Raw genomic sequence first — 21,040 nt, 5'->3', positions numbered from 1 at the left:
CTTTTTTATTTTAATGTAGTATTTCACATATATCTTTATGCCTGCATTGACCGCCATGAAAACACTACCCGCCACAGTCACACACTACAAAAGCACCGCCGTCTTCACCGAAGACACCGTTCCCGCCGCCATCCAGCGCGGCCATACCACCGCCGGCGACGTCTGGGCGCGCATTCGCATCCTTGAAGGCTGCCTGCTCTACCGCATCACCGATCCGCGCGTGCAGCCGGAAGAAGTGCTGCTGACGCCCGAACTGCCCGGCGTGGTCGAGCCGCGGATTGAACATGAAGTCCAGGTGATTGGGCCGGTGCGCTTCCAATTGGACTTCCACCGCTAATCAACCAAGGACCCGCATCATGAATATCGACAAATTCAAACACCAGCACATCGACATCCTCAGCGCCATCGCCGACTTGCGCAAGCTGGTCCAAAGCGGCATTACCGATCATGCGGACGACATCGCCCAACGCATCATCGCCATGAGCGGCATCATCAAACTGCACCTTGCCGTGGAAGACCGCGTGCTGTATCCGACCCTGGAAGCCAGCGGCAACAAGCGGCTGGCCGGCATGAGCCAGCAATATCACCGCGAGATGGATGGCATCGCCGGCAGCTACCTCGGCTTCGCGGCCAAATGGAATACGCCGCGCCAGTTGGCGGCGGAACCGGAATCCTTCCGCACCGAGGCCAATCAGGTGCTGAAGGCGCTGTACGAACGCATGCAGCGCGAAGACCGCGAGTTCTATCCCGCCATCGAAGCGGTTTAACCTTCGATGACGATGGGCGACCGCAGGCGCTTGCGCGAAGTGCGCGCGTGCGGCACCCAGGCGTGGGTTTGCCAGCGGCGCCACATGATCAGGCCGCGTATCCATTCGTCGGCGGCGTAGGCGATCCACACGCCGGGCAGGCCCCAGCCGAGCACCACGCCCAGCAGCCAGCTGCCGCCGGCCAGCACGAACAGCATCGAGAAGGCGCCGGCCATCACCGGGAAGCGCGCGTCGCCAGCCGCGCGCAGCGCGTTGATCACCACCAGGTTGAAGGTGCGGCCCGGTTCCAGCACCACGGTAATCCACAGCAGCGTGGCGCCGGCGGCGAGGATCTCGTGGTCCTGCGTAAACCAGCCGAGCAGCCACTGGCCCAGCAGCGCCGCGCAGGCCGCGATCAGCACGCACACCACCAGCCCGCGCGCCAGCGCGCGCTTGACCACGCGGTGCGCTTCACGCAGTTGTCCGGCGCCGATCAGGTAGCCGACGACGATTTCCACCGCCAGTCCGGTGGCGATGCTGAACATCATGACGCCGCCCATCAGTTGCAGCACATAGGCCTGCGTCGCCAGCGCCTTGGCGCCGAGTTCCGCGGCCGTCGCCACGCTGACCATGAAGGCCAGGCGCCAGGCGATATTCTCGGCCGCGCCGGGCAAGCCGATGTGCAGCACCGCCGACAGTTCGGTGCGCGGCAAACGCCACCAGTCGTCGCGCGCCACCGTGATGCCGAGGTGGACGCGCCACATCAGCAGGTGCAGCGCCAGGCCGATCATGCGGCTGGCGGTCAACGCCAGCGCGTAGCCCGGCAGGCCGAGCGCCGGAAATGGTCCCCAGCCATACATCAGCGGCAGCGCCAGCAGCAGGTGGCTGAGGTGCATGATGATCAGCACCACCAGCGTGTCGCGCGTGCGCAGGTGGGCGCGCATCACGCCCGCCATCGACGCGTTCCAGGCATCGAACAGCATGGCCGGCCCCAGCGCGATCAGGAACGGCGCGGCAATCGGCAGCACCTCGGCCGGCGTATTCAACAGGTGCAGCAGGCCATGCGCGCCGAGCATGGCGATCAGACCGGTGACCGCACCCAGCCAGGTGCTGGCGCCGACCACCGCGCGGGCGACCTTGTTGGCGGCGGCGCGCTGGCCGCCGCCCAGATTCTGGGTGACCACCACGCTGACGCCGGCGCCGATGATGCGGAACAAAATGAACAGCGCCGCCGAGACCTGGCTGGCGATGGCGAACGCGCCGCCCGCTTCGTCCGAAATGCGCGAGGCCAGCGCCGTGCCGATGACGCTGGAAGCGATCGCCAGTCCCAGTTCAACCAGCAATGGCCACGCAAGGTTGAACATGGGCGGCGTGCGGATCGGCGTTCTGGCGTTGGACATGGCTGGCGATAAAGTATTGCTGAATAGCTTGACTTTATACCATGTGGAAGCGGTTTCAGTGCATCGATTTGAAAAATCTATCGAGAAGCTGGCTTGTCGTCGGTCAGCAGTCGCCAGCCCAGCTGTTCGCGGATGCGTTCGGGCGTCGGCGGTGGTGTGTGATCGGCGCGGCGCTGCTGCAGCAGGCGGCGCACGGCTTCCTTGCTGGGATGGGTGGTTTGCGTTTCCATGATGGCCTCTGAATCCGGATGTGACCAGACCATCATGCGCCGCAGGGCGCGGCGTCCATGCTGCAAACAGCGCCCTGTTTTGTGTTTATTTCTGGAAGAAGAACCAGACGCCCAGCAGCGCCAGGATGTACGGCCAGATCTTGAGCGGGATGAAGAACAGATCGTGGCGCGGCTTGACGATGATCTCTTCGCCCGTGGCCTTGTCGACAAAGGCGCGCGGCGCCTGCCGTGCCTCGATCAGGCGGTGCAGGCCGTAGACGATGGCGGCGGCCAGCAGCATGCCGGCCAGTTCGGCGCCCTGGCGATAATTCGGCGCCAAGGGCGTCCCCCAAATCTGCTCGGCGCCCACTTTCCCCAAGGCGTAACCAATGACGGTAAACACCAGCACCAGAATTCCATACCCGCGCCAAACAATCATTTTTTCCTCTTTGAAGAGTCATAAAGAATTTTCGCTCGCAGACTATACAACCTTTACAGACGCACAATGTTCACGCTTTGTCACGTTAAAGGTTTCTGATGCGCGCAACAGTTGTGCGCTGATTCTTTTTCTCTGGAATGACTTTCACCGGCAGCGGGCGTACATGAATGCGGCCCGTGGCTCGGCGCTCAGGCTGGGGATGACGGTGTGCCGCTCCAGCCGGCCTTCGCGGAGGAAGGCGGATTTTTCCAGGGTGCGGGCGGAGGCTACATTGTCAACGTCGCAGGTGGCCTGGATGCGGAAGTATTCGGGCCGCGACAGCGCCAACTCGCTGAAGGTGATGATCGCTTCCGGCATCAGGCCTTCGCCCCAGTATGTGCGCTGCAAGACGTAGCCGAGGTCGATGGTATGCGGTTGCAGGCGCGCTTCCAGCATGCCGATCGGGATGTCGTCGTTGTCCAACGTCAGTCGTTGCGTGCGGATTTCATCTGGAAGCGATATGGTCGCCATCTTCACGGCCTCTCGACGAAGCGGTAGTCGCCCTGCGGCAGCATGAATTTCGGTGTTGGCTTGTCTGGCTCAATCCGTACAACGTCGGCAGGAACGGCATGGTCCGGCTGACCTGCCGGGTAAGCGTAGACGAAATGCGGCGCGGACTGCGTGGCTGCCGGCACATCGACCGCTTCGAAGCCGGCCAAAGTGCGCAGCCACGCGGGCCGGCCGCTGGCCGCGTCGTCGCCATATCTTGGATGCACAACTTGCATGTCCATGGCATTGCGGTAGTGGCCGAACACTTCGTAGCCGCCGCCCGGCGCGCGCAGCACGAATGGCGAGGTGCGCTGCGCGCGATTGACCGCCGCAGCATACACAGGATGCTCCGCCGTCGGCACGCTGTGCGCCATCATGTCGGTCTGGTCGATGGTCAGCGGGTCCAGACCGGTCAGATGGCGCAGTTGCGCCGCCATCCAGACGTTACCCTTGTCACCGAAGCGCGGCACTTCCATGGCGTGACTGTAGCCGACATAGATAAACACCTTGGCATCCGGATGGCCGGCAAAAATACGCTTCACCAGATTGCGCGCCTCGCCGCTCTCACGCCGCTCGATCCGCTCCTCGAAGGTGCCGGCCTGCGTATCATCCAGCGGCTCGTACTGCACCATTTGCCAGCCGCTCGCCGCCGCTTCGCGCAGGAAATTGCCGAATACCGGCTCGCCCGAATAATAGCCATCCGCAGCCGCTAGGTAGCCCTGCTTGAACGGCGCAGTCTGGAAAGTCTCGCAGGCGAGCCAGGTATAGCCGCTGCGATGCAGTTCGCGCGCCAGCCGCATGGCGAAAGCGCGGTGCAGCGGCACGTGATGCGCTTCGTTCAGGATCACGATCTGGTGCTTGCCGGCCTCGCGCACGATAGCCTCGATGGCGTCTTCTTCCTTTGCGGCCGTCAGCCGTTCGACATCATCGGCATCGGCGCTTGGCGTGCGTCCTGGTTGCTCGTCGAAGGCGGCAATGGCGCCGTTGGCGTCGCCCATGAAGGCACGCTGCGCCGCAAGCATCTGCAAATGGCGCGACAATTCATTGGAGTTGGTGGCGCGGGCCTGCTGCAAGGCCTGCTCTGCCTTGCGCAGTTCGGCCTCGTCCGCCGAGGCGGCGTGACAAACGCCGGCCAGCAAGGCGGCGACAACATGGCGCCGCATCCTGTTATTGATGGGTCGACGCGGTGGCCGATGCCGGCGAGATCAGCGGATCTTTCCTGACCGGCTGCAAGACCATCACGCCACGCCGGTCGGCCACCGGGCTGCCGCCTGGCAGCTGGGTGACAAAATACTTTTCCTCGCGCGATTTATAAATGATGTGCTCGCCCGTCACTTCGTCGGTGACCACCGCGTCGGCCGTCCGGCGGACCTTGGCATCGCTACTCAGATCCACCAGCTCCGCCTTCTCGTCATATTCGACTTGCAGCGCCTCGCCTTCCATCCACAGGTTCTCGCCGCCGTCGCGTTTCTGGCGGAAGAACACCGGTTTCTCGCCCGGCAAGGTGCTGAGCACGATGTGCTGGTAGCCTTGCGCATCCTCCGTCAATATGCCGTGCTCGGCCTGGATCAGCAGCGTGCCACGGCGGACTTCGATCTTGCCGGTCAGCGTGGTCACCTTGTGCACCAGATCGCCTGCGCCGTCACGCGCACGAATGACGGTCTTTTGAAAGCTGTCATTCCGCTCCGCCTGCGCGGCGGATACACAGGCCAGGAGACCGCAAAGAAGGAGAAATGTCTTTTTCATACAATCCACTATACAACATTTGCAGAAGCGCAATCTCACTTTTTGTCACGCCGATCAGGCCGCCCGGCGCAGCGCATGATCGTCCGGCGCCGGCAGCGCGGCACGCGGCGGCAGATGCTGGACGCCGGCCTGCTGCGGCTCCAGCTTGAACGAACCCACCAGTTCCGCCAGCTCGCGCGCCTGATCCTGCATCGCCGCGGCTGCAGCGGCGGCCTCCTCCACCAGCGCGGCGTTCTGCTGCGTCACATCGTCCATGTCGGTGATGGCGGTGTTGACCTGCTGGATGCCATGTTCCTGTTCGGCGCTGGCCGCGCTGATGTCGCCGATAATCGCCGTCACCTTGTGCACGCTGGCGACGATTTCCGTCATCGTTGTCCCGGCCGTTTCGGCCAGCGCGGCGCCGCTGGCCACCCGCTCGGCGGAGTCGTTGATCAGCTTCTTGATTTCCTTGGCCGCCTCGGCCGCGCGATGCGCCAGGTTGCGCACCTCGCCCGCCACCACGGCGAAACCGCGGCCTTGCTCGCCGGCGCGGGCCGCCTCCACCGCCGCATTCAGCGCCAGGATGTTGGTCTGGAACGCGATGCCGTCAATGACGCCGGTGATATCGACGATCTTGTGCGCGTACTCGTTGATGCTGGCCATGGTCTGCACCACCTCCGCCACCACCGCCCCGCCCTTGCCCGCCACTTCGGAGGCCGAACGCGCCAGCTGGTTGGCCTGGCGCGCGTTGCCGCTGTTCTGCTTGACCGCCGAGGTCAGTTCCTCCATCGCCGACGCCGTTTCCTCCAGCGCGCCGGCCTGATGCTCGGTGCGGCGCGACAGATCCATATTGCCGTTGGCGATTTCGCGCGACGCCGAATCGATCGCCACCGCGCCGTCGCGCACGCGGCCGACGGTATCGGCCAGCCGGCCCGTCATGTGACTCAACGCGTCGAACAGCTTGCCGATCTCGTCGCTGCGGCCGTGCGCGATCGCCACCCGCAACTCGCCGCCGGCCACCTGCTCGGCCAGCGCCACGGCTTGCGTCAGCGGCCGCACGATGCTACGCGTCAGCAGCAAGGCCAGCACCGCGCCCAGCGCCAGCGTCGCCACGCCCAGGCCGATCAGCAGCGCGCGGCTCTGCTCGAACTGGCCGGCGGAGGCCTCGGCCAGCGCCTTCGCCTGCTGCGTCTGATAGGCCAGCAGCTTTTCCAGCGCGCCGGTGTAGGCCAGGAATACGCCGGGCCACCTGTTATCCAGCAGGTCGCCGACTTCCTGCACCCGGCCGCTGTCCTTGAACTTGAACAGTTCGGCGCGCAGGGCCATGAACGCGGCTTTCTTGCCGGCCGCCGCGCGCAGCAGCGCGGCCTCGTCGCCCACCGCCGGCGCCGCCGTCAGCTTGCGCTCCATTTCAGCGGCCACCTTGTCGCCGGCCGTCAGCTGGGCCTGGAAGATGTCCGACACCTCCAGGCTGTCGCTGCGGCCGATGGACATGGCGCGCAGGCCGTTCAGCTCGGTCACGCCCAGCAATTCCGAGGTCATCTGCTGGCGCGCCAGCTTTTCGTGGACCAGGTTGGACGCCGTATCGTTGGCCGCCTGCAGCCGCCACAACGACACCATCGACATGCACGCCATCACAAACAACAGCACGGCAAACGACGCCACGACTCGCATGCCGGTATTCAATTGGGGAAATTTCATAGCGTTTCATCACAAGGAATGCGCCTTCAGCGCGAATTCTCACCAATTTACACACCCAATATGACGCCATCGTTACCGTGCGGCAATATGTGCAACATTGTTTTCTTTTAGTCAATATGTAATGAGGGTGTAACAATTGCCCACTAGCATGTAGGAACTCAGTGTTGATAAAGGTTCCCGGCCGTGGAGTTCAATGCCTCTCGTTTGCATCTTCCCCGTTTTCGTCTGTCCGTCGCCGCCGACCTGTGCGTGGAAACGATCTCGGTCCTGTCCGACACCACCAATTTTTCCGTGCTGGAGTTGTTCACCGAACGCCGCGACCTGATGAGCCTGCCCGTCATCGAGGGCGGCCGCCCTATCGGCCTCATCAGCCGCAACATCTTCATGTCGCAGATGTCCAAGCCCTTCTACCACGAGCTGTATGGCAAGAAGAGCTGCATCGCCTTCATGGACAAGGAGCCGCTGATCGTCGATGCCGCCATGAGCATCGAGGCGCTGACCTTCCGCGCCGTCGAATCGGGCGAAAAGGCGCTGGCCGACGGCTTCATCGTCACCAAGGACGGCGCGCTGGCCGGTGTCGGCTTCGGTTTGCAGCTGATGAACGTGGTGGCCAATATGCAGGCCGAGAAAAACCGCCAGATCATGCACAGCATCGACTACGCCAGCGTGATCCAGCGTTCGCTGCTGCGTCCTTCCAACCTGGCGCTGTCCGATGCGCTGGACGACGCCCACCTCGAATGGCAGCCGCGCGACGTGGTCGGCGGCGACTTCTATCATTTCGCCCGCTACGAGGACGGCTGGTTCGCCGCCATCGCCGACTGCACCGGCCACGGCGTGCCGGGCGCGTTCATGACGCTGATTTCGTCGTCGACGCTGACCCAGGCCTTGCAGCAACTGGGGCCGCGCGATCCGGCGGCGCTGATCGGCGAAGTCAATCGCGGCGTCAAGGGCATGCTGGGCCAGGTCGAAGGCCACGGCCAGGCCGAATCCAACGACGGCATGGACGCCGCTTTTCTCTGGTTCGACAACGCCACGCGCCAGCTGCACTTCGCCGGCGCCAAGCTGTCGCTGTTCCAGCTCGACCCGGACCAGCAGGCGGTGCAGACCGTGGACGGCGAGCGCATGGGCGTCGGCTACGTCGATTCGCCGCTGGACTACGCCTGGACCAACAAGGTCATCGTCATCCCGGAAGGCAGCCTGCTGTTCCTCACCACCGATGGCCTGATCGACCAGATCGGCGGCGCCAAGGACATCGCCTACGGCAAGCGCCGCATGCGCGACGTGCTGCTGGCGCAGCGCACCGAATGCGCGCGCCACGTGTCGCAGGCCATGCTGGACGACTACCAGGCGTGGCAAGGCGAACAGCCGCGCCGCGACGACCTCACCTTTTTCTGCTTACGCCCCTAAGAGGAGCTTCACTTGTTGTACAAAGAATTCAGCGATTTCTATGAAGTGGCCCGCAAGCGCCACATCATCTTCTTCTACGTGGGCTATTTCTCTCAGCACGTGGTGGCGGCCATTTCCGAGACCATCAAGGCGCGGCTGGACACGGCCGGCGCCGCCGGGCCGACGCGCCGCCGCATCTTCTCGTCGTTTGTGGAAATGTCGCAGAACATCATGCACTACTCGTCCGACACGCTGACGCCGCACGAAGCCACCGAAAACCAGATGCGGCGCGGCTCGTTCTGCATCGGCATGAAGGACGACAGCTTCTTCCTGCTGTGCGCCAATCCGGTCGACAGCGCCAACGCGGAAAACATCCGCAGCCGCCTGGAGCCGCTGCACACCATGAGCATGGAAGAGATCAAGTCCGCCTACAAGAAGGCCCTGCGCGACGAAACGCCGGCCGACAGCAAGGGCGCCGGCCTGGGCTTCCTGACCATGGCGCGCGACGCCAGCGAACCGCTGGAATTCGAGTTCGTGCAGGATGAGCACAACCCGGACGCCACGGTCTTCTGCATCAAAGCGATTATCTGAACACACTGAGAACTATAAAATGGACCCACTTTTCATCGCCGCCTCGCCGACTTCGCCGGAAGTCGATTTCCGTTTCGACCAGCATACGCTGTCGATCAAGGGCGAATCCTATCCGGAAAACGCCGCCGCCTTCTACGGCCCGGTGATCGCGCGCGTGCAGGCCTACCTGGACAGCTGCAACGATGCCGAGATCACCGTGAACGTGTCGCTGGCCTACTTCAACAGCTCCAGCACCAAGATGCTGTTCACCTTCTTCGAAGCGCTGAACAACGCGGCCATCGCCGGCAACCAGGTGCGCCTGAACTGGTATCACGATGAAGACGACGACACCATCCTCGAATTCGGCCAGGAGCTGCAGGACGATTTCGGCGCGCTGGACTTCCACGATCACGCTGTGAGCAACTGATGAAGCCCCCGGCCGACGCGGACCTGTTTGCGCTGGAAAGCGCCGCCCTGGCCAATGCCAAGGCGGCACACGCCGATCCGTGCGCCGACGCCCGCGCCGCGCTGGCTGAAATGATCGTCCACTACGAGCGCCTGATGCGCGAGAGCCGCCGCCTGATCCGCCGCAGCGACCGCGCCGAATTCGACATGAACCAGATGAACCGCCAGCTGCACGAGCTGGCGCAGCAGCTTGAGTACCGCGCCACCCACGATCCGCTGAGCGGCGCCTTGAACCGCGCGGCCGTCATCGAGCAGGCGTCGGGCTGCCTGGCCGACGGCGACATGGCGCTGATCGTGCTCGACATCGATCACTTCAAGTGGATCAACGACGACTTCGGCCACCCGGCCGGCGACACCGTGATCAAGACCGTGGTCGATTGCCTGAAGGAGCTGTTCGGACCGACCGTGGCCATCGGCCGCGTCGGCGGCGAAGAGTTCTCGGTGGTGTGGCCCACATCATCGCAGGAAGAAGCCAAGGAAGTGGCGGCGCGCATCTGCGACACCATCGCCGACCAGGTCTTCGGCGCGCCGATCAACCGCCAGGTCACGGCCAGCGTCGGCGTCAGCTGGAACGCCCAGGGCACCAGCTTCGAACTGGCCTACAGCCGCGCGGACGAGGCGCTGTACGCCGCCAAGCGCGCGGGCCGCAACTGCATCCGCAGCTATTCCCAGCTGCCGCTGCCCGTCACCACCCCGCCTACGCCGCCAGCGCCCGCAGACGCTTCAACTCCCTGCCATTAGCCTTGCAGGTGGCGCGGAAGGCGGCGCTGATGCGTTCATCCGCGCCGGCCGCGCGCCAGAAGGCGATGGCCGCGTCGGCCGCCGCCAGCCAGTCTTCGCGCTCGGGCGGCAGTGGCAGCGCGGGCGCGAATTCGCGTAGCGGCAGTTCGACGCCGCGCGCCGGCGCATACAGCATCGGTAGCATGTCGTAGGCCGGCGCCAGCGCCAATGGCGGCTGCCCCTCTTCGCCCGGCACAAACGCCAGGTTCCCCTCGTGCATATCGCTGTTGGCGATCAGCCGGCCGAAATGCCACAGACGGTTGATGCCTGCATGCGTGGCCGCGTTGATGTAGCGGCCGGCGAGCATGCGCGCCGCCACCCTGCTCCAGTTTTCTCCCGCCATGCCGAACAGGGCGGCGTCCAGCGCCGCCCAGCTGCATACGGCGGAGCGGCCGAATTCACCGTGGCGGTCGAAGCGCTCCACTTCCAGGAAGGTGCGGTTGTCGGCGCGGTGGACGCGGCTGCGCGCGGCGGCCAGTCCCAGTTCGCCGCCCACGGCCTCCAATGCCAGGTGCTCGCACACCAGCAGGTCCGACCAGCGCTGCACGCCCGGCGTGTGGTCGTTGCCGGAAAATTTGACTATGACGTGGGCGCGCTCGCCGCCATGCTCGCGGAACGCGGTAAATTTCGGGAACTCGCCGCCGGCCGAGGAACCGGCGTCGCCGGCTTGCATGGCGCTTGCCGCCAGCTGCGGGTAGCTCTGCTCGATTAGCAGCGCGTGACCTTGCTGCATGGTCTCCAGGTGGCGGCGGTAGGCGGCGTCGCCGATGATGTAGTTGCCGGCGCTGTCCGCGCCCAGGTTGGACAGCACATAGAGGATGTCGTCCTCCGGCCATTTCTGCGGATCGGCGCCCACTTGCAGCAGGCTGGCGTAGTTGCGGGCGAAGTTACGGCCCAGGAAGCCCTGCGGCCGCATGTCGTCCAGCGGGTATGGCAGGCCGGGGAACCAGCCGTCGCGCATCTCCGGCGCCAGCGGCCATTCGAATTGCTGCTCGTAGCGCAGCGCGCAGCCGGCCGGGTAGATCGGATCGAGCAAGGCGATCTGCTCGCCGCGTCCGGTGCGGTCGATGCGGTAGACGGGGATCGGCGCCGTGCTGCCGCGCAGCGGACGGCGCGCCGCATAGCTGGTGCGGCGGGCGGCGCCGCGCACCACCACCTGGTCGCCCAGTTCGCGCACCATGCGCATCATGGTGGCGCGGCTGAGCGTCGGGCGGTCTTTTTGCAGCCGCGCCAGAAGGTCGGCGCCGGAGAGCACGCGCGCCAGTCGCAGAATATGTAATATGTCAGCCATGTGAAACGTTCCATGAAACGATTCTATTAGCATTAATATAGCATATTCAATGACTTGGACGCACAATCGTCATTAATATGAAACGATTACCTCACAGGTGTCAGCAGCGGTTTTCCGTCGAAATGCGCGCGCAGATTGTCGACCACCAGCTGGCCCATGGCGTGCCGGGTTTCCACCGTCAGGCTGCCGACGTGCGGCGTCAACACCACATTTTCCAGCTCGCGCAGCGCGGCAGGCACGCGCGGCTCGTCGGCGAAGACGTCCAGCGCCGCCATGCCCAGCGCGCGCTCGCGCAGCGCGGCAATCATCGCCTCTTCGTCCACCAGCGAGCCACGGGCGATATTCACCAGCGTTCCCTGCGGGCCGAGCGCGGCCAGCACCGCCGCATTCACCGTGTGGTGGGTCGCCGGACTGCCTGGCGCCGCCACCACCAGATAGTCGCTGGCCTCGGCCAGGGCCAGCAGCGACTCGGCGCGCGGCACCGCCGTGCCTTCGATGGCGCGCGGCTGGAAGTATTGCAGCGCCATGCCGAAAGCCTGCGCGCGCGCGCCGATCGCCTGGCCGATGCGGCCGAATCCGTAGATGCCGCACACTTTGCCGCGCAAGGCGCGCGTGGTGGCGATCGGTTTGCCGGCTTCCCACGCGCCGTTGCGCACGAAAGTGTCCAGCGCCGGCAAGCGGCGCGCGGCCGCCAGCAGCAGCGTCAGTGCCAGGTCGGCCACGTCGTCGGTCAGCACACCCGGCGTATTGGTGACAACAACGCCGCGCGCGCGCATCGCCGCCAGGTCCACCGCGTCGGTGCCGATGCCGTTGACGGCGAGGATTTCCAGCTTCGGCAACTGTGCCAGCAGCTCGGCTTTCATCCCGATAGCGCCGGTGGTCAGCACGCCCCGCACATTCGGGGCCACGCCGGCCAGCCAGGCGGCCTGCTGTTCGCGCGGCTGCTGCCACAGGTGGTGGCATTCAAAATGCTGCGCCAGTTGCGCCATCACGTCGGCCGATGGACTGGCCGCCAATACCAAGAGTTCAGGTTTCATATCAATACCTAGTCGGGTTAGCTTGTGGCGATTGTACAAGCGCAGGCAAATTCGCGTTGGCAGTCGTGGACTTTCGGTCGGCATTTCCGTATGCTTGGACTACTACACAGAGGAGCGCGCCCCGATTTTGAACGATCACGCCCCCATCACGCACGTTCTGGCGGCTGCCCGGCGTTGGCTGCGTGCGGTCATGTTTGCGCTGGCGGCCTGTCTGGTCGTCTGCGGTGGCGCCAGCGCCAGTCAGGAGCGTTGGGCCGCGCTGTCCACGCCCCTGTTCGAGCATCTGGGCCTGGACCAGGGACTGCCGCACGCGGTGGGCATGGCGCTGGCGCAGGACGGCGACGGCTATATCTGGATCGGCACGCAGAGCGGCCTGGCGCGCTGGGACGGCTACCGCGTGCGCACCTTCCACCACGACGCCGCCGACCCGGCCAGCCTGCCGGGCGACTTTATCCAGGTGCTGCACACCGATGTCGGCGGCCGCCTGTGGATCGGCAGCGCCGCCTCCGGCCTGGTCATGTACGACAAACACACCGAGCACTTCGTGCGCCTCAACGATGAATTGAGCCGCGGCCCGGTCAGCGCCATCACCAGCGACAGCAAGGGCAATCTGTGGATCGGCACCCCGGCCGGCCTGAAATACTACGACATCGTCCAGAAGACCATCCGCCGCTACAGCCACGACGACACGCCCGGCCTGCCGGACAACCAGATCCGCTCACTGCTGATGGACCGCGCCGGCAACCTGTGGATCGGCACCGCCAGCGGCCTGTCGCGCATGAAGCCCGGCGGCACCATCGTCGGCATCGCCGTCAGCGGCGAAGGCGCCGGCGCCTGGAGCGACGCGGTGCTGGCGCTGGGCGAGAACATCCGCGGCCAGATCGCCTTCGGCACGCTGAAGAGCGGCATCGGCATCGTCGAGCCGCACGCCGACGCCGGCCGCATCGTCGCGCTGCGCGGCGTCAAGGACGTCGAGGCCAACATGGTGCTGGCGGTGACCGAGACGGTGCCGGGCACCTGGTGGGCCAGCACCTATGGCGGCGGCCTGATCGAATACCGCACCGACGTCAATCTGAGCACGCGCATCCTGCACCAGCCGGCGGTGTCGTTCAGCATCAGCCATGACCGCACCGCCGCCCTGCTGCGCGACCGCAGCGGCATGATCTGGCTGACCACGGAGCGCGGCGTCGACATCCACGATCCGCACAGCGAGGCCATCGATTCGGTGTTCGGCGCGGTGGACGCGCTGGAAGCCAGCGTCTCCGCGCTGATGACCGACAGCCGCGGCGATGTCTGGATCGGTCTGGCCGACCACGGCATCGACATCGTACCGCGCGTCGGTCCGCGCCGCGCCGCCTTGCGCCCCGATCCGCACAAGCCGGAAACCGCGCTGCCCACCCGCATGGTGCTGTCGATGGCCGAAGCGGAACCGGGCGAGGCCTGGGTCGGTACCCAGCTTGGCCTGTACCGCACCAGCAACCATGGCAGCGCCGTGCGGCGCGTGCCGCTGCCGATGCAGAATCCCTATCCGCGCGTCGGCACCCTGCTGGTGCGCAAGGGCGAGCTGTGGGTCGGCACCTTCGACGGCCTGTTCCGCTACAACCCGAACAGCGGCGCCATCCAACGCTACGAACAGGGCGCCCAGGAAAGCGGCGGCCTGACCGACAACCGCATCCACGCCGTGGTGCCGGACGCCGACGGCAGCCTGTGGGTCGCCACCCGCAACGGCTTGAACCGGCTCGATCCGGAGAGCGGCAAGGTGGAACAGATCAAGGCCAATTCCAGCAAGCCGGGCGCCTTGTCCGAAGCAGTGATCAGTTCCCTGGTGATCGACCGGCGCGGCCGGCTGTGGGTCGGCACCTTCGGCGGCGGCATCGGCGTGATGACCGGCCGCGATGCGCTGGGCGATCCGGTGTTCGAGCGGATCGGCCCTTCGTCCGGCCTGGACACTGGCACCATCATGGGGCTGCAATCCGATCCGGCCGGCCGCATCTGGGCCGCGACGCCCGACAGCATCGCCGTCATCGATTCCTCCACGCTGCACGCACGCGCCCTGAGCCGCGCCGACGGCCTGGCCTTCCGCACCTTCTTCATCGGCGCCAGCACGGTGACGGCGGACCGCGACCTGATCTTCGGCGCCACCGCCGGCATGGCGGTGGTCTATCCGGGCCGGCTGATCGACTGGGCCTACCGCCCGCCGCTGGTGGTCAGCGCCGTGCGGCTGGACCAGCGCACGGTGTCGCCGGCCGAACTGGCGGCCAAGGACGGTCCGACGCTGGTGCTCCAGCCGGACAACCAGAGCTTCGAGGTGGAACTGGCGGCGCTGGACTACTCGGCGCCGCAGCGCAACCGCTATTCCTATCTGCTGGAAGGCTTCGACCAGCACTGGAGCGAGGTGGACGCCAGCCGCCGCATCGTCAGCTACAGCCACCTGCCGCCCGGCTCCTACATCCTGCGCATGCGCGGCAGCAACCGCGAAGGCTTGTGGAACGCCGAGGAAATGACGCTGCGGGTGGTGGTGCTACCGGCCTGGCATGACACCTGGTGGGCGTGGCTGGCCTACTTCCTGGTCATCTGCGGGCTGGCGTGGGCGCTGGTGCGCTGGCGCGTGCACCACCTGCACCGCAAGCAGGAAGCCTTGCAGGCGCTGGTCTACTCGCGCACCCAGCACCTGGAGAAGCTGAACGCCATCGTCAAAACCATCAACGAGCAGATGGACTTCGACGCGCTGCTGCACACCATCCTGCACGAATCGACCATCATCAAGGGCATCGATTCGGCGCTGGCCCTGGTGCGCGAACAAGGCAGCGACACCCTGAGCCTGCGCGCCGCGTGGGGCCGCATCGACGCCACCGCCGACGCCTACCGCATCGACCTGCGCCAGGCCGAACTGCGCTACGCGCCGGCCGACTGCATGATCGCGCCGGACATCTTCGAGGTGCACCATCCGCATTCGCTGCCGGGCGACGTCTGCGCGCTGCTGTCGGTGCGGGTGGTGATCGACGGCCAGGTCGAGGGCTATCTCATCTTCGAAAACTACCAGTACCAGGCCAGCTTCGCCGCCAGCGATCTCGATCTGCTGAAGGCGCTCAAGGAGCCGTTCACCTCGGCCTACCTGAAGGCGCGCGCCATGCGCATGATCGAAAAGGCGCGCGCCAACGCCGAAGCGGCCACGCGCGCCAAGAGCGACTTCCTGGCCAATATCAGCCACGAGATCCGCACCCCGATGAACGCCATCCTCGGCTTCGCGGGACTGGGCACGCACCTGGACCTGCCGGCGCAGCCGCTCGACTACTTCCGCAAGATCAGCCGCGCGGGCCAGAGCCTGCTGCAGATTATTAACGACGTGCTGGACTTCTCCAAGATCGAATCCGGCAAGCTGGAACTGGAGGCGCTGCCGTTCGACCTGTCCGACACGCTGAACCAGATCGCCGACCTGTTCGCGTGGCGCGCCGCCGAGCGCGGGCTGGAACTGGTGATCGGCGCCGCCCCCGAGGTGCCGAACAACCTGCTGGGCGATCCGCTGCGGCTGGGCCAGATCCTGGTCAACCTGGTCGGCAACGCGCTCAAGTTCACCGCCAGCGGCCATATCGAACTGCGGGTGGAGCTGGACGGCGGCCAGCACAGCGCCATGCCGGGCGCGCCGCTGGTGCTGCGCTTCACGGTGGAAGACACGGGCCTCGGCATCAGCGAAGAGCAGCAGGCGCGCCTGTTCCGCGCCTTCGCCCAGGCCGACGCCAGCACCACGCGGCTGTACGGCGGCACCGGCCTGGGCCTGGCGATCTCGCAGCAGCTGGTGCGCAAGATGGGCGGCGATATCAAGGTCGACAGCGAGCCGGGCGTCGGCAGCAGCTTCAGTTTCACCGTGCATCTGCAAGCGGCGGTGGACCAGTCGCCGCGCGTGCAGCCGGTGCCGGCCTCGGTGCAGGGCAAGCGGGTGCTGGTGGTGGACGACAGCGAAGCGGCGCGCCACATGCTGAAGATCCAGCTTGGCCTGCTGGGACTGAAGGCGCGCGCGGTCGGTTCGGGCGCGGCGGCGGTGGGCGCCATGCAGCTCGATCCCTACGACGTGCTGCTGATCGACGCCGACATGCCGGACCTCGATGGCCTCGACACGCTGCGGCGCATCGCCGAAGACTCCGAACTGTCGGCGGTGCCGGCGGTGCTGATGGTGACGGCCTATGCGCGCGAGCACAACAAGGACGTCATCGAGCGGACGCGCAGCATGCCCTTCCTCGACAAGCCGGCCAATCCGCAGCAGCTGCGCAACGCCATCCTGGCGGCGTTGGGACTGGAAGCCAGCCAGCAGATGGCGGCGACCAGCGCCCCGCCGTCGCTGGCGATCCAGCGCATCCGCGGCGCGCGCGTGCTGGTGGTGGACGACAACGCCATCAACCAGCAGGTGGCCAGCGAGATCCTGCAACGCGCCGGCGTCAAGGCCGACCTGGCCGGCAGCGGCGAGGAAGCCGCGCGCATGGTCAACGCCACCACCTACGACGCGGTGCTGATGGACATCCAGATGCCGGACATGGACGGCTACCAGGCCACGGCGCTGATCCGCCGCGACGAGCGCCATGCCGCGCTGCCGATCATCGCCATGACGGCGCATGCGGTGGCTGGCTACCGCGAGCGCTGCCTGAACATGGACATGAACGACTACGTCACCAAGCCGATCGACCCGGACACGCTGTATGCGGTGCTGGCGACCTGGGTGAAACCGGATATGGACAGGGAAGCGGCGGCCGACGTCGCCGATGCGGAGAAAGCCGCGCGCGTGACGGCGGCAGCGGTGGCGCCGCGCGCCGGCATCGATATGCAGGCGGCGCTGGAACGGCTGGGCGGCCACAGCGCGCTGCTGTCGCAGCTGCTGGGCCTGTTCGCCCATGATTTCGAACCGACCTTACAGCAGATTCACGACGCCATCCACGCCGGCGACATGGCGCAGGCGGCCGACCTGGTGCACCGCATCCGCGGCGCGGCCGGCAACCTGTCGGCCAACGACCTGTTCCGGGCCGCCACGGCGCTGGAAGACCGGCTCAGGGCGGAGCCGCAAGCCCTGGCCGATCTGCTGCGCTCCTTCGTGCAGGATTTCAACATCGTGATGGCCAGCGCCCGCACCGCCGTGGCCGCGCCCGAAGACGAAGCCACGCCGGCCTCCTGACAAGGAGGTTTAAGCGCGGGCCTTGGTGACCGCGATCTGGTCGAGGATGTGTTTCGGCACTTCAGCGTAGTGCTTGAACTCCATCGTGTAGGTCGCGCGGCCTTGCGTGAGCGAACGCAGCGTGGTCGAGTAGCCGAACATCTCGGCCAGCGGCACCGAGGCGCGGATGATCTTGCCACCGCCGCCAGGGATCTCGTCCATGCCCTGCACCATGCCGCGCCGCGCCGTCAAATCGCCCATGGCATTGCCCATGAACTCCTCCGGCGTTTCCACCTCGACCTGCATCACCGGCTCCAGCAGCACCGGCCCCGCACGCTTCATGCCGTCCTTGAAGGCCATCGAGCCGGCCATGCGGAAGGCGTTTTCGTTCGAGTCGACATCGTGGTACGAACCGAACGTCAGCGTGGCGCGCACGTCGACCACCGGATAGCCGGCCAGCACGCCCTGCTTCAGCGTTTCCTGGATGCCCTTGTCGACCGCCGGGATGAACTCGCGCGGCACCACGCCGCCCTTGATGGCGTCGACGAACTCGTAGCCCTTGCCTGGTTCCAGCGGTTCGACCGTCAGCACCACGTGGCCATACTGACCGCGTCCGCCGGACTGCTTGACGAACTTGCCTTCGACGTCGCTGGCGGTCTTGGTGATGGTTTCACGGTACGCCACCTGCGGCTTGCCGACCGTCGCCTCGACGCTGAATTCGCGCCGCATGCGGTCCACCAGGATCTCCAGGTGCAGCTCGCCCATGCCGGACATGATGGTCTGGCCCGACTCCTCGTCGGTGTGCACGCGGAACGACGGGTCTTCCTGCGCCAGGCGGTTCAGGGCGATGCCCATCTTTTCCTGGTCGGCCTTGGTCTTCGGTTCCACCGCCTGCGAAATCACCGGCTCGGGGAAGATCATCTTCTCCAGCACGATCACATGCTCCGGCGAGCTCAAGGTGTCGCCGGTGGTCACGCCCTTCAGGCCCACCGCCGCCGCGATGTCGCCGGCGTAGACTTCCTTGATCTCCTTGCGCTCGTTGGCGTGCATCTGCAGGATGCGGCCCAGGCGTTCCTTCTGCGACTTGGTCGGGTTGTAGACCGTGTCGCCGGAATTCACCACGCCCGAATACACGCGGAAGAAGGTCAACTGGCCGACGAACGGGTCGGTCATGATCTTGAACGCCAGCGCCGCGAACGGATCGCTGTCGGTCGGATGGCGCTCGATCGGCTGATCGTCCTCGTCCGTACCGGCGATCGCCGGCACATCGACCGGCGACGGCAGATATTCGATCACGGCGTCCAGCATGGCCTGCACGCCCCGGTTCTTGAAGGCGCTGCCGGCCAGCATCGGCACGATCTCGTTGCGGATGGTGCGCAGGCGCAGGCCCTGCTTGATTTCTTCCTCGGTCAGCACGCCGCCTTCCAGGTATTTTTCCAGCAGTTCGGGCGTGCCTTCGGCGGCCGCCTCGACCATCTTGTCGCGCCACTCCTGGGCCACCGCTTGCAGGTCGGCCGGGATGTCTTCATAGGTGAACTTGACGCCCAGCGTCTCGTCGTCCCAGTTAATCGCGCGCATCTTGACCAGGTCGATCACGCCATGGAAGTTGTCCTCGGCGCCCAGCGGCACCTGGATCGGCACGGCCACGCCCTTCAGGCGGTTGGCGATCTGTTCGCGCACGCGGAAGAAGTCCGCACCGACGCGGTCCATCTTGTTGATGAACGCGATACGCGGCACTTTGTACTTGTTCGCCTGGCGCCACACGGTTTCCGACTGCGGCTGCACGCCGCCGACGGCGTCGTACACCATCACGGCGCCGTCCAGCACGCGCATGGAACGCTCCACTTCGATGGTAAAGTCGACGTGACCGGGGGTGTCGATGATGTTGATGCGGTGCTCGGCGAAATTGCCGGCCATGCCTTTCCAGAAGGCGGTGGTCGCAGCCGAGGTGATGGTGATCCCGCGTTCCTGCTCCTGTTCCATCCAGTCCATCGTTGCCGCACCGTTATGTACCTCACCAATTTTATGGTTGACTCCGGTATAAAACAGGATGCGCTCCGTCGTCGTCGTTTTGCCAGCGTCGATGTGCGCGCTGATGCCGATGTTGCGGTAACGCTCGATGGGGGTCTTGCGGGTCATTACAATCTCCTTGGGTGTACTGCTTGGGAAGTCTCAAGTGCGGCGTTCCTTGCCGAATTCAAGACCTCGTTAGCGTGCGACATGATTAATGGCAATTAATGTAGTCTGTAACATAATCCGTTAGCTTACCTCTCACCTGGACAATCTGCATGCGAGTACGCCCCAAAACCACCCTGCTCCTGACCTTAGGCATGGCTCCGGCTCTGGCTTTAGCCCAGGCTTCCGACCTTGAACTGCGACTGGAGCGCTGCTCGGTCCTCGGCGACGCCAGCGCGCGCCTGGCTTGCTACGACGGCCTGTCGAAGGCCGCGCCCACCGTGCAAGCCGCCGGCGCCAACGCCATCGTCGCGCCCGCCGCCGACGCCAACAACGGCACGGTGGCTTCGGCCGATGCGCCGGCGCGCACCCAGCCAGCCGGCCCGCCACCGGAGCCGAAGGTGTCGCCCAAGGTCGCCGAGCTGACCACCATTCCGCCCGAGGACACGGTGTCGCGCATGGTGCAGGAATGGGAACTGGACCGCTCGTCCAAACGCGGCGTGTTCAATTTCCGCCCCCATCGTCCCACGTATTTATTGCTGGCCAATTACAGCACCAGCTCCAACGATACGCCTTTTCAGGAGTTTACGCCCGGCGGCATCAAATCCAAGCACGTGGAGCTGACCTACCAGATCAGTTTCAAGATGAAGATGATCGAACAGCTGCTCAGTACGCCCGTGGACCTGTGGTTCGGCTACACCCAGAACAGCTTCTGGCAAGCCTACAACCGCGCCGCCTCCAGTCCGTTCCGTGAGACCAATTACCAGCCGGAGCTGATGCTGACCACGCCGCTGAACCTGGACCTGGGCATCCTCGACGTGCGCTACGCCACACTGGCGCTGAACCACCAGTCCAACGGCCAGACGTCGACGCTGTCGCGCAGCTGGAACCGGATTTATGCGGAGGTGGGCGCGGAGAAAGGCAAGTTCGGCGTCTCGTTCCGCCTGTGGAAGCGGCTCGACAACGCCCGCTCGGACAACGACAACATCGACATCACCGATTTCATGGGCCATGGCGACGTGCGCGCCACCTACCGCTTCGACGGCCACGAGCTGTCGCTGCTGGCGCGCCGGAATATTTCGACCGGCCACGGCGCCTTGCAGGCCGGCTGGGCCTTCCCGGTGGCGGCCAACCTGAACGGTTATGTGCAGGCGTTCAGCGGCTACGGTCAGAGCCTGATCGATTACAACTATTCGCAGAAATCGATCGGCGCCGGCTTCCTGGTCAAGTTTTAACGGGGATTGCCACCCAGGATGCGCGCCGGCAGCATGACCACGGCGCGCAGCAGTTCGAACACGCCTTCGACGCCGATGCCGATCAGGCGGAACGGCAAGGTGATCAGCCACAGCACCGGATAGAGCACCAGCGCCAGCAAGGCCAGCGGCCAGCACAGGAACAGCAGCACCAGCCACAATACAAAACTCAGCATGAGAAGCTCCCGATTCGGT

At 65.4% G+C, this 21,040-nt stretch carries 19 protein-coding genes; 8 read left to right on the top strand and 11 right to left on the bottom strand.

Annotation, left to right across the window (positions count from 1 at the left end; translation table 11 throughout):
* Positions 1-55 precede the first annotated feature (55 nt).
* Positions 56-337, top strand: coding sequence for a TehB family protein (locus tag GJ695_RS00860; protein WP_154361724.1), 282 nt, complete (start codon positions 56-58; stop codon positions 335-337).
* Positions 338-356: 19 nt separating this feature from the next.
* On the top strand, positions 357-767 hold the full coding sequence (locus tag GJ695_RS00855; protein ID WP_154361723.1) for a hemerythrin domain-containing protein: 411 nt from the start codon (positions 357-359) through the stop codon (positions 765-767).
* Here the strand turns inward: GJ695_RS00855 and GJ695_RS00850 are convergent.
* The 7 genes from GJ695_RS00850 to GJ695_RS00825 all read right to left on the bottom strand — a co-directional run bounded on the left by GJ695_RS00850 (position 764) and on the right by GJ695_RS00825 (position 6,748).
* Positions 764-2,146: an MATE family efflux transporter gene (locus GJ695_RS00850; RefSeq protein WP_154361722.1), complete on the bottom strand. Its 1,383-nt coding sequence runs from the start codon at positions 2,144-2,146 to the stop codon at positions 764-766. The two genes, GJ695_RS00855 and GJ695_RS00850, sit on opposite strands and share 4 nt — an antisense overlap.
* A 77-nt stretch (positions 2,147-2,223) precedes the next feature.
* Positions 2,224-2,376: a hypothetical protein gene (locus tag GJ695_RS29555; RefSeq protein ID WP_166454979.1), complete on the bottom strand. Its 153-nt coding sequence runs from the start codon at positions 2,374-2,376 to the stop codon at positions 2,224-2,226.
* An 85-nt stretch (positions 2,377-2,461) separates the two neighbouring features.
* Positions 2,462-2,794, bottom strand: a complete 333-nt coding sequence (locus GJ695_RS00845) for a hypothetical protein (RefSeq protein WP_154361721.1) — start codon at positions 2,792-2,794, stop codon at positions 2,462-2,464.
* Between the two features lie 144 nt (positions 2,795-2,938).
* Complete coding sequence (locus GJ695_RS00840) at positions 2,939-3,304, bottom strand: GNAT family N-acetyltransferase (RefSeq protein WP_154361720.1); 366 nt, start codon at positions 3,302-3,304, stop codon at positions 2,939-2,941.
* Between the two features lie 2 nt (positions 3,305-3,306).
* On the bottom strand, positions 3,307-4,485 hold the full coding sequence (locus GJ695_RS00835) for a hypothetical protein (RefSeq protein WP_154361719.1): 1,179 nt from the start codon (positions 4,483-4,485) through the stop codon (positions 3,307-3,309).
* Between the two features lie 4 nt (positions 4,486-4,489).
* Complete coding sequence (gene lptA / locus GJ695_RS00830) at positions 4,490-5,068, bottom strand: lipopolysaccharide transport periplasmic protein LptA (RefSeq protein ID WP_154361718.1); 579 nt, start codon at positions 5,066-5,068, stop codon at positions 4,490-4,492.
* Positions 5,069-5,122: 54 nt separating this feature from the next.
* Positions 5,123-6,748, bottom strand: a complete 1,626-nt coding sequence (locus GJ695_RS00825) for a methyl-accepting chemotaxis protein (RefSeq protein WP_154361717.1) — start codon at positions 6,746-6,748, stop codon at positions 5,123-5,125.
* A gap of 204 nt (positions 6,749-6,952) precedes the next feature.
* On the opposite strand from GJ695_RS00825, the gene GJ695_RS00820 reads away from it, so the two are divergent.
* The 4 genes from GJ695_RS00820 to GJ695_RS00805 are packed head-to-tail and all read left to right on the top strand — an operon-like array spanning position 6,953 to position 9,910.
* Positions 6,953-8,155 carry a SpoIIE family protein phosphatase gene (locus GJ695_RS00820; RefSeq protein ID WP_154361716.1) on the top strand — a complete coding sequence of 401 codons (1,203 nt, stop codon included), beginning with the start codon at positions 6,953-6,955 and terminating at the stop codon, positions 8,153-8,155.
* A 12-nt stretch (positions 8,156-8,167) separates the two neighbouring features.
* Positions 8,168-8,725 carry a SiaB family protein kinase gene (locus tag GJ695_RS00815; protein WP_154361715.1) on the top strand — a complete coding sequence of 186 codons (558 nt, stop codon included), beginning with the start codon at positions 8,168-8,170 and terminating at the stop codon, positions 8,723-8,725.
* A gap of 19 nt (positions 8,726-8,744) precedes the next feature.
* Positions 8,745-9,131: a DUF1987 domain-containing protein gene (locus GJ695_RS00810; protein WP_154361714.1), complete on the top strand. Its 387-nt coding sequence runs from the start codon at positions 8,745-8,747 to the stop codon at positions 9,129-9,131.
* A complete protein-coding gene (locus GJ695_RS00805) occupies positions 9,131-9,910 on the top strand; it encodes a GGDEF domain-containing protein (protein WP_154361713.1) in 780 nt (259 codons plus the stop codon). Before GJ695_RS00810 ends, GJ695_RS00805 begins: the two co-directional genes overlap by 1 nt.
* On the opposite strand, the gene yjjJ is transcribed toward GJ695_RS00805, so the two are convergent.
* Together yjjJ and GJ695_RS00795 are read right to left on the bottom strand one after the other, a co-directional pair.
* Positions 9,867-11,240: a type II toxin-antitoxin system HipA family toxin YjjJ gene (gene yjjJ / locus GJ695_RS00800; protein ID WP_154361712.1), complete on the bottom strand. Its 1,374-nt coding sequence runs from the start codon at positions 11,238-11,240 to the stop codon at positions 9,867-9,869. The genes GJ695_RS00805 and yjjJ overlap by 44 nt on opposite strands.
* A gap of 86 nt (positions 11,241-11,326) precedes the next feature.
* Entirely contained in the window at positions 11,327-12,277 is a 951-nt protein-coding gene (locus GJ695_RS00795) for a 2-hydroxyacid dehydrogenase (protein ID WP_154361711.1), read from the bottom strand.
* 127 nt (positions 12,278-12,404) lie between these two features.
* On the opposite strand from GJ695_RS00795, the gene GJ695_RS00790 reads away from it, so the two are divergent.
* Positions 12,405-17,438, top strand: coding sequence for a hybrid sensor histidine kinase/response regulator (locus tag GJ695_RS00790; protein ID WP_229260262.1), 5,034 nt, complete (start codon positions 12,405-12,407; stop codon positions 17,436-17,438).
* Positions 17,439-17,447: 9 nt separating this feature from the next.
* Here GJ695_RS00790 and fusA read toward each other — a convergent pair whose 3' ends face one another.
* On the bottom strand, positions 17,448-19,556 hold the full coding sequence (gene fusA / locus GJ695_RS00785) for an elongation factor G (RefSeq protein ID WP_154357782.1): 2,109 nt from the start codon (positions 19,554-19,556) through the stop codon (positions 17,448-17,450).
* A gap of 191 nt (positions 19,557-19,747) precedes the next feature.
* Here fusA and GJ695_RS00780 point away from each other — a divergent pair, with 191 nt between their 5' ends.
* Positions 19,748-20,827: a phospholipase A gene (locus GJ695_RS00780; protein WP_154361710.1), complete on the top strand. Its 1,080-nt coding sequence runs from the start codon at positions 19,748-19,750 to the stop codon at positions 20,825-20,827.
* On the opposite strand, the gene GJ695_RS00775 is transcribed toward GJ695_RS00780, so the two are convergent.
* Positions 20,824-21,021: a hypothetical protein gene (locus GJ695_RS00775; RefSeq protein ID WP_154361709.1), complete on the bottom strand. Its 198-nt coding sequence runs from the start codon at positions 21,019-21,021 to the stop codon at positions 20,824-20,826. The two genes, GJ695_RS00780 and GJ695_RS00775, sit on opposite strands and share 4 nt — an antisense overlap.
* Between the last annotated feature and the right edge of the window lie 19 nt (positions 21,022-21,040).

The organism is Duganella alba, assembly GCF_009674495.1.
In the GTDB taxonomy this organism is placed as follows: Bacteria; Pseudomonadota; Gammaproteobacteria; order Burkholderiales; family Burkholderiaceae_D; genus Rugamonas; species Rugamonas alba.
The sequence above is the reverse complement of the archived record's forward strand: the minus strand, read 5'-3'. Positions and strand labels throughout refer to the sequence as shown.

Bases quoted from the DNA above. Each gene is read 5' to 3' on its own strand.
- GJ695_RS00860 (WP_154361724.1), top strand. From the start codon at position 56: ATGAAAACACTACCCGCCACAGTCACACACTACAAAAGCACCGCCGTC.
- GJ695_RS00855 (WP_154361723.1), top strand. From the start codon at position 357: ATGAATATCGACAAATTCAAACACCAGCACATCGACATCCTCAGCGCC.
- GJ695_RS00850 (WP_154361722.1), bottom strand. From the start codon at position 2,146: ATGTCCAACGCCAGAACGCCGATCCGCACGCCGCCCATGTTCAACCTT.
- GJ695_RS29555 (WP_166454979.1), bottom strand. From the start codon at position 2,376: ATGGAAACGCAAACCACCCATCCCAGCAAGGAAGCCGTGCGCCGCCTG.
- GJ695_RS00845 (WP_154361721.1), bottom strand. From the start codon at position 2,794: ATGATTGTTTGGCGCGGGTATGGAATTCTGGTGCTGGTGTTTACCGTC.
- GJ695_RS00840 (WP_154361720.1), bottom strand. From the start codon at position 3,304: ATGGCGACCATATCGCTTCCAGATGAAATCCGCACGCAACGACTGACG.
- GJ695_RS00835 (WP_154361719.1), bottom strand. From the start codon at position 4,485: ATGCGGCGCCATGTTGTCGCCGCCTTGCTGGCCGGCGTTTGTCACGCC.
- lptA (WP_154361718.1), bottom strand. From the start codon at position 5,068: ATGAAAAAGACATTTCTCCTTCTTTGCGGTCTCCTGGCCTGTGTATCC.
- GJ695_RS00825 (WP_154361717.1), bottom strand. From the start codon at position 6,748: ATGAAATTTCCCCAATTGAATACCGGCATGCGAGTCGTGGCGTCGTTT.
- GJ695_RS00810 (WP_154361714.1), top strand. From the start codon at position 8,745: ATGGACCCACTTTTCATCGCCGCCTCGCCGACTTCGCCGGAAGTCGAT.
- GJ695_RS00805 (WP_154361713.1), top strand. From the start codon at position 9,131: ATGAAGCCCCCGGCCGACGCGGACCTGTTTGCGCTGGAAAGCGCCGCC.
- yjjJ (WP_154361712.1), bottom strand. From the start codon at position 11,240: ATGGCTGACATATTACATATTCTGCGACTGGCGCGCGTGCTCTCCGGC.
- GJ695_RS00795 (WP_154361711.1), bottom strand. From the start codon at position 12,277: ATGAAACCTGAACTCTTGGTATTGGCGGCCAGTCCATCGGCCGACGTG.
- fusA (WP_154357782.1), bottom strand. From the start codon at position 19,556: ATGACCCGCAAGACCCCCATCGAGCGTTACCGCAACATCGGCATCAGC.
- GJ695_RS00780 (WP_154361710.1), top strand. From the start codon at position 19,748: ATGGCTCCGGCTCTGGCTTTAGCCCAGGCTTCCGACCTTGAACTGCGA.
- GJ695_RS00775 (WP_154361709.1), bottom strand. From the start codon at position 21,021: ATGCTGAGTTTTGTATTGTGGCTGGTGCTGCTGTTCCTGTGCTGGCCG.